At 59.9% G+C, this 14,032-nt stretch carries 9 protein-coding genes; 3 read left to right on the top strand and 6 right to left on the bottom strand.

What is annotated here, in order from left to right; all coding sequences use genetic code 11:
* Positions 1-16: 16 nt before the first annotated feature.
* Complete coding sequence (locus DVJ77_RS13200) at positions 17-1,015, top strand: AraC family transcriptional regulator (protein WP_114845977.1); 999 nt, start codon at positions 17-19, stop codon at positions 1,013-1,015.
* A 90-nt stretch (positions 1,016-1,105) separates the two neighbouring features.
* Here the strand turns inward: DVJ77_RS13200 and DVJ77_RS13195 are convergent, their stop codons facing one another.
* The gene (locus DVJ77_RS13195) at positions 1,106-2,389 is read right to left on the bottom strand and encodes an RNA polymerase sigma factor (RefSeq protein ID WP_225427986.1); all 1,284 of its coding nucleotides are present in this window, start codon (positions 2,387-2,389) and stop codon (positions 1,106-1,108) included.
* A complete protein-coding gene (locus DVJ77_RS13190) occupies positions 2,371-2,724 on the bottom strand; it encodes a YciI family protein (RefSeq protein ID WP_114845976.1) in 354 nt (117 codons plus the stop codon). The genes DVJ77_RS13195 and DVJ77_RS13190 overlap by 19 nt, the downstream gene beginning before the upstream one ends.
* Positions 2,725-2,998: 274 nt before the next feature.
* On the opposite strand from DVJ77_RS13190, the gene DVJ77_RS13185 reads away from it, so the two are divergent.
* Both DVJ77_RS13185 and DVJ77_RS13180 read left to right on the top strand, forming a co-directional pair.
* The gene (locus tag DVJ77_RS13185; RefSeq protein WP_114845975.1) at positions 2,999-3,700 is read left to right on the top strand and encodes a pirin family protein; all 702 of its coding nucleotides are present in this window, start codon (positions 2,999-3,001) and stop codon (positions 3,698-3,700) included.
* Between the two features lie 67 nt (positions 3,701-3,767).
* Complete coding sequence (locus DVJ77_RS13180) at positions 3,768-4,127, top strand: hypothetical protein (protein ID WP_114845974.1); 360 nt, start codon at positions 3,768-3,770, stop codon at positions 4,125-4,127.
* Between the two features lie 211 nt (positions 4,128-4,338).
* On the opposite strand, the gene DVJ77_RS13175 is transcribed toward DVJ77_RS13180, so the two are convergent.
* The 4 genes from DVJ77_RS13175 to DVJ77_RS13160 form a co-directional block, all read right to left on the bottom strand.
* Positions 4,339-6,780, bottom strand: a complete 2,442-nt coding sequence (locus DVJ77_RS13175; RefSeq protein ID WP_114845973.1) for a GH92 family glycosyl hydrolase — start codon at positions 6,778-6,780, stop codon at positions 4,339-4,341.
* A 45-nt stretch (positions 6,781-6,825) separates the two neighbouring features.
* Positions 6,826-8,259 carry a glycoside hydrolase family 125 protein gene (locus DVJ77_RS13170; RefSeq protein ID WP_114845972.1) on the bottom strand — a complete coding sequence of 478 codons (1,434 nt, stop codon included), beginning with the start codon at positions 8,257-8,259 and terminating at the stop codon, positions 6,826-6,828.
* Positions 8,259-10,964, bottom strand: coding sequence for a beta-mannosidase (locus DVJ77_RS13165; RefSeq protein WP_114846108.1), 2,706 nt, complete (start codon positions 10,962-10,964; stop codon positions 8,259-8,261). The genes DVJ77_RS13170 and DVJ77_RS13165 overlap by 1 nt, the downstream gene beginning before the upstream one ends.
* A gap of 90 nt (positions 10,965-11,054) precedes the next feature.
* Positions 11,055-13,601 (bottom strand): TonB-dependent receptor, encoded by a 2,547-nt coding sequence (locus DVJ77_RS13160; RefSeq protein WP_114846107.1) that lies wholly within the window; start codon positions 13,599-13,601, stop codon positions 11,055-11,057.
* Positions 13,602-14,032: the final 431 nt, after the last annotated feature.

Raw genomic sequence — 14,032 nt, 5'->3', positions numbered from 1 at the left:
TAGTGAGAATACGGACGTGAGACCCGACCAGATTCCGCTAAGCCGTGGCGTGTTCGAGCGCATGACTGCGCTCGGACTCGATATAGCGGCGGTACTGCGGCACGCTGAGTTGCCTCGCGAACTGCTTATGCAGCCCCGCGCGTGCTTGACCACGGCGCAGTTTTTCGCGCTCTGGCGTGCCATCGAAGCAGCGAGCGACGACCCGGCACTGGGCCTGCGCCTGGGTGACGGTACGCGCGCGGAAGTCTATGACGTCGTCTCGCTGGCGGCATTGCATTCGGCCACGCTGGGTGACGCGCTGCACAAGCTCGCTCGTTACAAGCGCCTTACTTGTCCCGAGGACATCAGCATTGAGTTGACTCATGCAGAGGCCGCGGTGAGCATGCGCTGGATGTTGGCAGACGGCCATACGCCACCCTTGTTGGTCGACGCTATCTTTGCTTCCAATCTGGCGCTGGCCGAACGTGGCAGCGGCCGAGCGATCCGTTTGCGGCGCTTGGAGTTGACGCGCCGGCCGACCGTATCCAACCTGCTCAGCACGCATTTTCGTTGCGAGTTGCGTTTCAACGCCGCGCAAGATCGCATCGTCTACGACCGCGCCGATCTCGAGCTGCCCTTCGTCACGCACGACGAGGATCACCTCGCCACATTGATGCCGACGCTAGAGGCGTCGCTGCATGAGCTAAGCGCCACCACTTCGCTGAGCGACAAGGTTTGGAACGTCTTGGCGCGCGGCATGCGGGGCAGCCACCAACGCATGGCGCAGGTCGCCGCAGCACTACACCTAAGCCCGCGCACGCTGCAACGCAGGCTGGGCGAGGCTGGCACAAGCTACCAACAGCTACTCGATCAGGTCCGCCACCATCTTGCGCGCCATCTGCTCGATGCTACCGACCTGGACACCGGCGAGATCGCCTTTCTGCTCGGCTTTGAAGAACTCAACTCCTTCAACCGCGCCTTCCGGCAATGGGAAGGCAAAACCCCTTCGCGGCGACGCACCGCAACCATGGGGTAACAGCCCACCTTATTAGCGATGAGGATCAATCGTAGGTTGGGCTGAACGAAGTGATGCCCAACGTGGCGCAACGTTGGGGTTCGCTCACGCTCACCCCAACCTACTCCGCTGCCGCTGCAAGAAGCGTCGAACCGCGGGGTCGCGCTCAAGTCCTATCGCGATCTCGTAGGCCTCACGGGCCTCGCTATGTGCGCCGGCCTTGGCCAGCAGTTCCGCACGGGCAGCCCAGTAGGGCTGGTATTCGGCCAGCCGCGCATCGGCAACGACTTCTTGCATGCTCTCAAGGGCCGCGCTGGCGCCGTGCAGCTCGGCGATAACCAGCGCGCGATTAATAACGACCACCGGTGAACCGGTAAGCGCGAACAGCGCGTCGTATAACTGCATGACTTCGGCCCAGTTTGCATGACCGCTGCGACGGCGATAAACATGCGCCGATTGCAATGCGGCTTCTATCTGATAACGCCCAATGCAGCGCAAAGCACTGGCACGCTGGAGCAGCGCCTCAGCCTCGACAATCATCGCGCCATTCCACGACGAGGGGTCTTGCTCGGCAAGCGGCACATACTCACCCGACGCCGTACGCCGGGCGTCACGCCGGGCTTCTGCGTGCAGCATAAGTGCAAGCAAACCCAGCGCTTCGGGCTCTTCCGGCAACAGCCCGCTTACCAGCCTGGCCAAGAACATCACCTCCTCGGTGAGATCCCGACGAGCGGCATCGCTGCCGTCGGGATCGGTCCAGCCTTCGGCAAAGGCGGCATAAATCGCCTCCAGCACGGTGTCGAGCCGCTCGGCAAGTTCCTCGCGCTCGGGAACACTAAAGGGGATGCCGGCCTGCCGGATCTTCTCTTTCGCCCGCACCAGCCGTTTGCCCATGGCCGCCGGGGAAGTAAGAAATGCCGAAGCGATAGCCTTCGCATCCAGCCCCAGCACCACTTGAAGAATCAAGGGTGCGTGGATGCTCTTTTCGATAGCCGGATGCGCGCAGGCAAACATCAAGGCGAGACGGTGATCGGGAATATCCGCCTCGGCAGCCCATTCCTCGCCTTCGGCCAGAAGCTGCAACTGCGCGGCGGCCATTTCGCCGCTGTGCTGTCGCCGGGCCAGATCGATCAATTTTCGGCGGGCCACGGTCAGCAACCAGGCTTCCGGGTTCGATGGACAGCCCTGCAACGGCCAAACGGCGAGGGCTGTGGCAAACGCCTCGGACAAAGCGTCTTCGGCGGCGGCCACATCCCGCGTGCGAGCCGACAGAAAGGCGACGAGCTTGCCGTAGCTGCGACGCGCGACCGCGTCGGCCGTGCCCCGTACCTGCTCGTCGCTTTCCCGCACGGTCATGCGCTCATTCACCGGCGCAGTTACGCCGGTATGGTCCATACCGGACGCACCTCGACGACGCCGTGACTCGCCGTCGGACAACGAGCCGCCCATGAGATTGCCGCATCGAGGTCCGCCACATCGATGATGTAATTGCCACCGAGCTGCTCCTTCGAGTCCGCGTAAGGGCCATCCAGTACCTGCGACTTGCCATTGACTACCCGCACCGTCGTTGCGGTCGAACTGCCTTGGAGACGGTTGAAGCCGGTGAGAACACCCGCCTTCGTCAATGTTTCCGTATACGCCTTATAGGCTGCTACGCCCTGTTCCTGCTCGGTCTGGCTCAGCTTGGACCAACCAGCTTCGTTCACATAGAGCATCAGAAGGTATGGCATGGGAGTCTCCGTCATGGGTATGGGTCATGGGCGGGCACGATGCGCCGCCTCATACAGATGACGCTCGAACCTGGGCGATTTGGACAATGCCGATTTCGCAGGGGCAGCCGACACGGTCAATCATAGCTTTCGTCCAAGCCACCGGCAGCCGTATTCGCACAAACGTACAATCCAGCAACAATCCGTTTCCCATATACGTATTTCGGTTCGCACCCCATAGCCATACATTGGCTGGCAGGCGCCTTCCGGCGCATGCGAATACAGGAGAAGCACCGTGATTGAACGTAGACCCTTCGATAGCCTTGGCGGCGCCGACCACGGCTGGCTCAATGCCAAGCACCATTTTTCGTTTGCCAGCTACAACAACTCCCAACGCATGGGCTGGGGTGCGCTGCGGGTGTGGAATGACGACACCATTGCAGCGCAGACCGGGTTTCCGCCGCATTCGCATGCGGATATGGAAATCATCACTTATGTCCGCGAAGGCGCGATCACCCACCGCGACAGCCTTGGCAACGAGGGCCGCACCGAAGCCGGCGACGTACAGGTGATGAGCGCGGGTAGCGGCATCACACATTCCGAATACAACCTGGAGTCGGACACCACCCGCATCTTCCAGATCTGGATCATCCCCGATACTCATGGTCAGCCGCCGGCATGGGGCGCCAAGCCCTTCCCGGCCGGCAACCGCTCGGGCAACTTCGTGCCACTAGCCAGCGGCTTCAAGGAAGACACTGACGCCTTGCCGCTACGCACCCGTGCACGAGTACTCGGTGCGACGCTCAAAGCCGGCGAGACCACGGAATACACGTTGGGCGGCAACCGCTACGGCTATCTGGTGCCGGCCAAGGGATCGGTCGAGCTCAACGGCATCAAGCTTGAGGCACGCGACGGCGCCGCGATTCGCGACGAAAGCGTGCTGCGAGTAACCGCGCTGGAAGATGCTGAGCTGGTGCTGGTCGATACGGAGCGATAGCTGCTGGCGCATTGCGTGACAGGCATGGACGAGCGATCCTGACGCGCACGTCACTGACCAGACGCCCATGACCAGCGAACAACCTGCCGTGACCGTGAATACATCGCCGAAGCGCATTGATTCGACTTTTCGCAATGGCTCGGTCACGGCAGTGAGCGTGATGCTCGCTTTCTCATTGGGGTATTTATCGCGCTGGTCCGCCAACCCGGTGCCATGGATATCCACCGACACCATCGCGCTACTGCCGATGGTTCTCGGCATCCTGCTGCAGTGCCTGACGCTTGGCCGCCTGCTGATGCCCGAATGCCTGCTGCTTGCGAATTACCGGGTGAGCATGCGGATTTTTCTTGCCGGATTCATCCTGGTCGCCGTTGGCGTGGTTATCGCCGTGACGCTTGACGCCAAGTTTCTTGGCATTCATCACTGACCGCTGGCGAGGGACCAGAACAAGCCAGTCCCTCCCCGCATGTGGGAACGCTCAAGGATTCATCAACTGACCGAAGGCCGCGCCCTATTGCGCCGGCTTGGCGGTGCCGCCAGGGCTGGCGTTAACAACAAGCCACAAAACTTGTTCATGCCCCCCCCAGACTGTCTACGATGGAATGGCGAGAGCTACGTCGAAGCCCGTGCTTGAGTAACTAGGTTGCAGCGGAGCCGGCAGTCTTGCCGAACGATGGCGGCCGATCCGACGCCGCTGCGCCGAACTGCGGGTTAGGCTTGCTGCCCATCTGGAAAACCAGATGACCACCGGCGGCCAGTTCGGCGTGACTGATCCAGCTTTTGCTCCATGGTTTACCGTTCCAGCTAACCGACTGGATATAAAGCTGGTCCGGCCCATTGCTCAGCGCCTGCACCGTCAATTTGCGTTGCGCACCGATTTCGATCTCGGCGCGATCCAGCAGTGGACTGCCGAAAACATAATTCGCGCTGACCGGATCAACCGCATACAGCCCCAGCGCACTCATCACGTACCAGGCGCTGATCTGGCCGCAGTCTTCATTGCCGGCCAAACCATCGGGCTCAGCTTGATACATGGTGTCCAGCAGCATGCGCACGCGTGCCTGGGTTTTATGGTGCGCGCCGGTATAGGCGTACAGATAGGCCACGTGGTGGCTGGGCTCGTTGCCATGTGCGTACTGGCCGACCATGCCGGCTATATCCGGCGGCGCATCGGCCGGCAGTGCCGAGCTGGTGGTGAATAGCTCGTCGAGCTTGCGCTCAAACGCCTGCTCGCCACCGAACAAGCGCATATAGGCATACAAGTCATGCTGATTGAGGAAAGTGGCCTGCCATGCATTGGATTCGGTGAAGTCGCGCCATTGCGCGGAGTGCCCCATCCCGCGCGGGTCGAACGGTTCAAGCCAACTGCCATCGTTGGCACGCGGCCGCACAAAGCTCACCTTGCGATCGAACACATGCTGATAATTAGCCGAACGCTCGCGCAGCTTCTTGGCGTCGTCGGTTGCACCAGCCGCATCGGCCAAGTGCGCCACCGCCCAATCGTCATAGGCGTATTCCAAGGTTTTGCTGACCGCCTCGCCTTCTTTGTCGCTGGGTATATAGCCCAGCTTTCGGTAATAGCTCAGGCCGCGATAGTCGTCGTCCATCGCTCGCTTGCGATACAACGGCCAGGCACTCGCATAGTCGATACCTTTAAAGCCCTTGGCATAGGCTTCGGCAATCACCACGGCAGAGTGATAACCAATCATGCAACCGGTTTCCACGCCTTGTAGCGGCCATACCGGCGGCCCGTCGGGGCTTTCGGCCGCCATGCGTACTAAACCGTTGACCAGATCAGGCACGCGCGCGGGCTGAATCAGCGTGAACAGCGGATGCAAGGCGCGATAGGTATCCCATAGCGAATAAGTGCTGTAGTTGTTCGCACTAGCAGGCAGGTTGTGCACGGCCAGGTCCATGCCGCGATAGCGGCCATCGACATCGCTGAACAGAGTCGGCGCCACCATGGTGTGATAGAGCGCGCTGTAGAAAGTCTTTCGGGTCCGTTCCGAGGAGGTGTCGATGCGGATTCGACCAAGCTCGCGCTCCCATGCGGCGGCAGCCTGATGGCGCGCATCATCGAAATCCCAGCCGGGTACTTCCGCGTCGAGATTGCGCAAGGCGCCTTCGATATCGACGCCCGAGATACCGACCTTGACCAGCAGTGGCGCGCTGCGGGCATGAGTGATGTGCAGGGCTGCCTTCAGGTTGGTGCCTTTGGCTTCTGCAGTCGCATCGGGCAAAGCGGTATCGTCGGCATACAGGGTGGCGCGAGCGAACGGCCGCGACAATTTCAGAGCGAAATAGATATGCCGACCGTTTGCCCATTGGTGCACGCGCCGACCACCGACAAGAGTGTCGTTGCCGATCAGCTTCAATTGCGCATCGGTGACCTTCGTCGGAATCGCAGGGTCATCGTGATAGCCATGCGCGAAGTCGATCAGCAGATGCCCCTCGTCGGCGCCATGGAAAGTGTAGCGATGCAGGCCGGCGCGCAAGGTTGCGGTCAGCTCGGCGAGTACGTCGTAATCCTTTAAACGCACCTGGTAATAACCCGGCTGCGCATGCTCGTCGGCGCGGTCATAGCGTGAGCGATAACCTTTGACGGCAGGCTTGCTCGATGCCGATGGCGCGATCGCCGGTGTCACACCGTCATAGCGCGAGCGGTAGTTGGTGCCCTTATGTTCGCGATCGCCAGGCTGCAAACGTACGGGACCGGTACAAGGCATCACCAGCACATCGAGCATATCACTAGCGCCGGTGCCGCTCAGATGGGTATGCGAAAAACCCATGATCGAGCCATCGCCTTCGTGGTAGCCCGAGCAGGCATCCCACTGCGCGTCATAGGTGTCGGGACTGAGCTGGACCATGCCGAACGGCATCGTCGCGCCGGGATAGGTGTGACCATGCCCGCCGGTGCCGACAAAAATATCGACATACTTCGCCAGGCCGGCGGCAGCTCCCGCTGCAGGCGATACCGCACTCTTAGCGCCAGACGCCGCCAGTGCCGCCAACGGTTTGAGCGAACCGCCAAGCAAGCTCAGCGCAGCCGCGCCTTGCAGAAAACGTCTACGCGTCACCATGGGGTGCTCTCCGATTGTGTAATTGGAAACGATTGCAAAAGATCTTCATGAGCGTTGCAGCAATTTGGGCTGATGCTCGGCCAACTGCACGATCAGTTCGCCGAACAAGGTATTGGCCCAGGCAAACCAGGCACGCGTGAAATGCGTCGGATCGTCCTGGTCGAACGCTTCATGCATAAAGCCGGTACCGGCGTGGGTGGTCTTGAGCCATTGCAGGCATTGACTGACTTGCGCACCCTCGCCGGTCAAGCCGCGCATGATGATCGACATCGGCCAGATCATCCGCAGCCCTTCATGCGGGCCACCGATGCCTTGCGCCGCCCGGCCATTGAAGAAATACGGGTTACGCGCACTCCAGGCCGCTGCACGGGTACGCAGGTAACGCGTGTCGTCATGCTCACAGCAACCCAGATAGGCCAGGCTGGATAGCCCCGGCGCATTGGCGTCGTCCATAAAGAGCTGGTTGCCGTAGCCATCGACCTCGTAAGCCCAGATCTCGCCGCCATGCTCGTCGTGGATGATGCCGTGCGCCAGCAAAGCTTGCTCTATCTCATCGGCTAGCGCGTTGCATTCGTCAGCAAAAGCGCGATCGTCGAACAAGCTTTGCGTCATCTGCGCCAACTGACGCATCACGCTTACCGCAAACAGATTGCCTGGAATAAACAGCGGATAGAGACAGGCGTCGTCGGATGGTCGAAACATCGAGTGGATCAAGCCGACCGGACGCGCCGGATTGCCATAGCCGCCAAGCGCAAGGCTTTCGGTCGGTGCCTCGGAGCGCCGCTGAAAATGATAGCTACCCGGACCATGCTTGCGCTGCTGCTCGCGAAACGTCGCCAGCACGTTGCGCATGGCTTCGCGCCAATCGTCATCGAAGGGCTGCTTATCGCCGGTGGCACGCCAATAAGCATGCGCCAATCGAATCGGATAGCAGAGCGAATCGATTTCCCATTTGCGCTCTGCGACGCCGGGGCGCATGTCGGTCAGATCGTTCTTGGCCCACTCCAGCGTCGTCTTGCCCTGCGGATCGGGCAAGAAGGCATTGGCATAAGGATCGATAGAAATACACAGCGCATGCCGCCGAATCAGCCCGCGAAACAACTGCTGCAAAGGTTTGTCATGCACGGCCAGAGACACATACGGCCATACCTGTGCCGAAGAGTCGCGCAGCCACATCGCATCGATATCGCCAGTGACGATGAAGGTATCCGGCTTGCCGCGCAGGTTACCGAGTTGCACCGTGGTATCGAGCGTGTTGGCGAAACAGTTTTCAAACATCCACGCCAGTTCGGGGTCGCCGATCTTCGCCTTGGTGCGCGCCATCAGCGCCTCGACCGCCGGACTGACGAATTTACGCTTGGCCAGCGGCGGCCGATGGCTAAGAAATCGAGGTTCGGCCCATGCGAATCGTCCCTGCCCCAACATCGCACCACCGGCGGCAAAGGCCATCATCTTCAACACGCTGCGGCGCGAGGTCATCATGGCGTGGCCTCGGACAACACGCGCTGGGTGCCATCCAGCCTGGTAGCACCGGCGAGCGAACGCAGTTTAAGTGCGCGGCGCAAGCTGTCGATGTCAGCCGTGCTGGTGAGCTGCAACTCGATGCGTGCGCCCGGCAGCAAGTCAAAAGCGTTGTCCGACAACTTCACATCGAGTTCACCGAAATCGACCCATACCGCCCTGGCCAATCGCTTCGTACTTATGCTCAAGGTGATGTCGTGTCCGCTGCCACTCATCTGCGCGTCCAAGCCCGGATCAGGAAGTTGTAAAGCCACTGCCGGATCGAAGTACAGCAAATGACGCGATATCGGCTTGCCCTGCTCCAACAGTTCAAACACCACCAGACTGCGATGCGGATCGGCGCCATGCAGAAACGATGCATCGGTGCGTTCAGCCACACGTGTGCTGGCCAGCGCGGCCAGGTGTACGTCGTCGGTATGCTCTTGCAGCAGCTTGCCGTCCATCGTCAGCACACGTGTGCGCAGCTTGGCGTCGAACGGGGTGGTGCGATCGGAGATAAGAAACACCTCGGTGCGGCCGTCGCGGCGAATCGGCGCTACCTGCACCGGCGCATAGAAACGCCGTGCATGAAACTGCAGCGCCTTCCAACGCCCGTAGTAGTCGATGCTGGACCACGACGCGCCCGGCCATACGTCATTGAGCTGCCAGTACAGCGAGCCCATGCTTTGCGGCCGCACGCTGCGCAGATGTTCGGCAGCCAGCTCGATACCTTCGGCCTGCATGACCTGGCTGAGGTATACGAAGGACTCGAAATCCTTCGGCTCGCCGTAATACTTGCGGATATATAGCAGCAGCCGATCGTTGCCGTCGCCGTTAGCGAACTTCTGATGAGCGCGCATCACCGGCGAGTTGGGCGACATGTCCTTGGCGGTCGCGAAGGCCGCTATCGTGGACATCACCGGAAACGACTGCAAGCCGTACTCGGACTGGAAGCGCGGTGTGGCATCGAGATACTTTTCGATCGGCGCAGAACCGGCCCAGACATCCCATGAGTGATAGTCGCCGTTATTCAGCACATTGGCCGGCCCCTCAAAATCGGTGCTCGGCGAACTAGCCCAATACGGCACCTCGGGCGTATGCAGCTTCACCACATCGCGCAATGTCTCGCCGAACAACGCTTTCATGCCGCCCTCAATGCGCGCCAGCTCGGCTGGTGCTGTGTCCTGCCTGAATTTCTTCCGATCGCCCCAGGACTCCCAGCCGGTCTGGACCTCGTTATTGCCACACCACAGCACAATGCTGGGATGGTCGCGCAAGCGGATCACTTGTTCGGTAGCTTCGATGCGTGCGTTCTCGCGAAAGGCATCGTCATAAGGCGTAATGGCGCCGCCGAACATAAAGTCTTGCCAGATCATCAAGCCGAGCTTGTCGGCCATCGCGTAGAACGCATCGCTTTGATAATGACCGCCGCCCCACATGCGCAGCATATTCATATGCGCATCGCGCGCCGACTGCATGATGTACTGCATGCGTTCTGGCGTGACTCGGGTGGGAAAGCTGTCGAACGGAATCAGGTTGGCGCCCTTGGCGAAGATCGGCACGCCGTTGACCACAAACTCGAAACCACGCCCCCAGCTATCCTGCTGGCGGCGCAGTTCGACGCTGCGCAAACCGGTCTCGCGTTCGCTACTGGCAACCACTTTATCGTCCACCAGCACGTCGGCGCGAAAGCGATAAAGATGCTGTGCGCCATAGTCGACCGGCCACCAACGCTGCGGCTTCTGGATCTGCATTGGCAGATGAAGTGCGTTATCGCCTGAGGCTAGCGACAGATCTTGCGTGGCGCTGGTCTGGCTGCCATCGGGCGCGGTCGCGGTAACTCGCAAACGGGCTTTGCCGGCATGATCGGCATGCAGCTCGAACTGCGCCTGCAACTGCGCCGTATCGGCATCGACATGTTGTTGGGCGATATGAAAATCGGCCAGCCGCCATTGATCCCAGCTTTCCAGTCGCACGGGCTGCCAGATGCCGGCGGTGACGTAGCGCGGGCCCCAGTCCCAGCCGTAGTTATAGTTGGCCTTGCGCACATAGTTGGAGGTCTGTTTGCCTTTGGGCTCATCGCCGAAGGCCGAATCGAACTCGCCCGGCAAGGCATATGGCTGCTTGAGCAACCATGGCAACAGACGCGCAATCGGCGAATGCAAGGTCACCAGCAAGCTATTTTTGCCGGCGTGCAGATGGTTTTTGGCTGGAATGCGCCATGCTCGAAACATGTTGTCGGCGGCGAGCAACTTGCTGCCATTGAGGGAAACGTCGGCGTAGGTATCCAGGCCGTCGAAAACCAGGTCGACGTGATCGCGTTGCAAGGTCGCCGCATCGACATCGAATGACAACTGATATTCCCAGTCGGTCAAACCGATCCATTGCAAGCCCGCTTCGTTATCGCGATAGAACGGATCGCCGATCGCGCCGGCGGCCAGCAAGTCGGTCTGCACACTGCCCGGCACCTGGGCACGATGCCAGGCAACGGCCTCGGGATGGGTCTTGGCGGCGGCGACATCGGGTACCAGGCGAAAGCGCCAACCGTCGGCCAGGGTTCGCCCGGTGACAGCGTCGGCATGGACAGCATGACTTCCCGTCAAGGCCAGCAGCGCGATGGCGAAGACGCCGAGCCATCGCGACGAGGCCGAAACTTCAATGTTCTGCCGCGCCTCGCCTGTCATGGTGTTCAAGCCTTTCCGCATCGCAAAAGAACCCTCGTCGTTTATTTCGTAGTGGTCAACCGGCCACCGACCAAGCAGCCAGCGCATCCATCACAACTTGAAGTTCAAACCCAGCATATAGGTACGCCCATTCTTATAAGTGTTGTACGGCAAATTCGGGGTACCGTCATAGCTGTAATAAGTTTCGTCGAGCAGATTGGTGGCATCCAGCGAGACCCGCAGATTTTTGTTGATCTGGTAGCCCACCGAGGCATCCAACTCGGTGAATGAGTCGGTCATCTGCCTGGCGTTCAAATGACCGATCGAGGTGAAATAAGCCGAGCGCCAACCGAGATTAACGCGCGCGCTCCACGCCCCCTGTTCGAAATACGGCGTCAGGTTGTAGGCATTCTTGGAGTTGTACGGCAGGTTGTAGCCATTGGTGGTGTCTGCGCCCGAGTACGTATAGTTCGCCGCCACGCCAAAGCCGGCACCTAGATCGCCCTGGTAGGTCAGCGAAATACCTTTGACCTTGGCATTGCCCGCATTCACCGGCAGATTCACGTGGTAGATATCCGTGCGATGCTCGGTGAGGTTATATAGCGGCAGATCGCGATTCAGCGATAGCACGTATTGCGAGATATTGCGGAAAAACAGCTCGGCCGAAAGCAAGCTGGACGGCGTGAAATACCACTCGGCCGAGGCATCGTAATTGGTCGACTTATACGGTTTCAGACCCGGATTTCCCGACGATGCATACAGGGTGCGGTCGTCGGTGGCGACGTAGGGCGACATGTCCTGGTAGCGCGGCCTGGCGATCACTTTGGCAGCGGCGAAACGCAAGGTCAGATCGTCCCGCAGATCGTAGGCGAAGTTAAACGACGGTAGCCAGTCGTTATAACTGTTGGCAACATCCACCGACGCATAAGCGCCGTTACCGATGAAGTTGTACCCGGTGATGCCATCGCGGGTATGCACATAGCGCACGCCGATGTTGCCGCGGTACTGGTTGCCGGAAAAATTGGCTTGCAGATAAGCCGCGCGATTGTGTTCGTTGATGCCGAACGTGCCGCTCTGACTCAGCCTTGGCGTACTCGCTCCCGGGAGACTATCGACGAAGCTCCTCAGCGCACCGGGGCTGATGGTCGTCCATTGGCGCATGTCCTGGCTGGCGGTAAGGCCGTCGAGAAAACCGCTTGGGGTCAGCCCGCCGGCAAGCTGGGCAAGCGTGGTGCTGCCGTCCAAGGTGCCGAAGGCCCCGTTGTAGGACGACTGCCCCGTCGAATGGTTGGTCGCCTTGATGCCTACTTGAAGCTGGGTAAACATCCACCAGGCCACATCGTGGCTGAAATCGAATTGGAAGTAGCGCTCGCGATCGTATTGCGGTGAGTAGTTCAAACCGACGGACTGCGTGACGGCGGCGGCGGCATCAGTCGGAGGGGTGTTGTAGTTAACCACCGGGTGCTTGCCATCGAGCGTGTAGTTGTAGCCGCCCAGCGTTTTGAACGCGAGCGAATAAATGCCCTGCGAACCGCCTTGCGAGCTGGTGTAGCCGACTTGCGACGAAGCATCCCAACCTTCGCCATACCAGTCGGCACGCAAGTTCAGGCTGCCCGTCTTGACCTTGGAATTACGTAGATAGCCATCGAGATACGTAGGCGCTTGCTTGCCGTAAGAGCCGCTGGTTGCCACACCGTTGGCCATGGTCAGCGAGGTCGCGTCGGCTGGGTTATCGCCCCAATAGCCGTAATGACTCTGATTGAAGTTGTTGAATTTCTCGACGACGTAAAGCCCGGTGAAATTCAGCTCGAAACTCTTGTTCGGCTTCCACTGCACGCCAGTGGAAACACCATCGCGCTTACGCTCTTGCTGAAACAGCGCCGTATTGATCGAAGTCGGATAAACACCTGTTGCACCGGCAGGCACCACGCCTTTCGGAAACGGATGACTGGGATCATTGATGTCCTGGTAACCGAAGACTTCGGTACCTTCGCGGCGCAGCACTTTCTGCGAATGCATCAGCGAGCCGAGTACGCCAAAAGTATCGTCGCTGTTTTTCCAGCTATACAGCACCGAGGCATTGGGCTTGCCCTTGTCGGCGCGGTCGTTATAGCCGTAGCTCACGGTGCCGGTGAGGGTATTGACGGGCAGATCCAGCGGCCGGCGCGTATTGACGATAACCGTGCCGCCGATGCTGCCTTCGTCGATACGTGCCTGCGGGGTTTTGTAGACCTGGGCCGTGCCGATGATCTCCGGTGCCAGCAAGCTGTAGTTGAACGAGCGGCTATCGGGGTTATTGGGATCACCGGCCCAGTTGGTCGCGGCAATCGTCTGGCCGTTCAACAACAGGCGGTTGAGCGCCGGGTCGGTACCCAGAATGCTGACCTTTTCGCCCTCGCCGAAATTGCGGTCCACGGTAATGCCGGGGAGATGCGACAGTGACTCGGCGACATTGGTATCGGGAAACTTGCCGACATCCTCGGCGGTGATCGCATCGACGATGGAGTCCGCGTTGCGTTTGATGTCGATGGATTTCTGCAGGCTGGCGCGAATGCCGCTAACCGATACGGTCGCCAACTCTTTCACCGGCTTGGCGGTCTTGTGTGGGTCGTTTTGCGAGTTATCGCCGGCCTGGTTGTTGCCGGCGTCTTGGGCCATGGCCGCGCCGACAAAGAAAAGCGTGGAGATGATGCTGGTCGATAACACACTGTGGCGGTAGTTCACTATGACCTCCCCTCAATAGACTTCTATTCGGAGTCGATACGAAGGGCATACGGCCCATGTCCGACCTGCAGTTCTCTGGCGACAAGCGCCCACCCGCGAGCGACAGCTCACGTTGCCATTCACATCGATGATTCTTTGTCGCCTGTCCCCATCGTGCGGACAGCAAGCCCACAACCCTCGTACTACCGATCTACGCCCTACTGCGTCCACCCGTGTCTTGGGCAAGGCATTCGGCATCAAGGCGCGAGCCGATCTACAGATCCCGTCTCAGCTAAAAACTCTCCCCACCGCCGCGCGAATTGGTTGCCAGTCATAGGGCACGTCAATTAGCTTGTCAACGACATTTTTGCCTCGATCTAAATATT

Origin of the sequence: Dyella tabacisoli, from assembly GCF_003350925.1 — a bacterium.
Classification (GTDB): Bacteria; Pseudomonadota; Gammaproteobacteria; order Xanthomonadales; family Rhodanobacteraceae; genus Dyella_C; species Dyella_C tabacisoli.
This window is presented reverse-complemented; position numbering and strand designations above follow the sequence as displayed.

Excerpts from the sequence above, each read along its gene's own strand:
- DVJ77_RS13195 (WP_225427986.1), bottom strand. The coding sequence starts at position 2,389 with ATGGACCATACCGGCGTAACTGCGCCGGTGAATGAGCGCATGACCGTG.
- DVJ77_RS13190 (WP_114845976.1), bottom strand. The coding sequence starts at position 2,724 with ATGCCATACCTTCTGATGCTCTATGTGAACGAAGCTGGTTGGTCCAAG.
- DVJ77_RS13180 (WP_114845974.1), top strand. The coding sequence starts at position 3,768 with ATGACCAGCGAACAACCTGCCGTGACCGTGAATACATCGCCGAAGCGC.
- DVJ77_RS13175 (WP_114845973.1), bottom strand. The coding sequence starts at position 6,780 with ATGGTGACGCGTAGACGTTTTCTGCAAGGCGCGGCTGCGCTGAGCTTG.
- DVJ77_RS13170 (WP_114845972.1), bottom strand. The coding sequence starts at position 8,259 with ATGACCTCGCGCCGCAGCGTGTTGAAGATGATGGCCTTTGCCGCCGGT.
- DVJ77_RS13165 (WP_114846108.1), bottom strand. The coding sequence starts at position 10,964 with ATGACAGGCGAGGCGCGGCAGAACATTGAAGTTTCGGCCTCGTCGCGA.
- DVJ77_RS13160 (WP_114846107.1), bottom strand. The coding sequence starts at position 13,601 with ATGGCCCAAGACGCCGGCAACAACCAGGCCGGCGATAACTCGCAAAAC.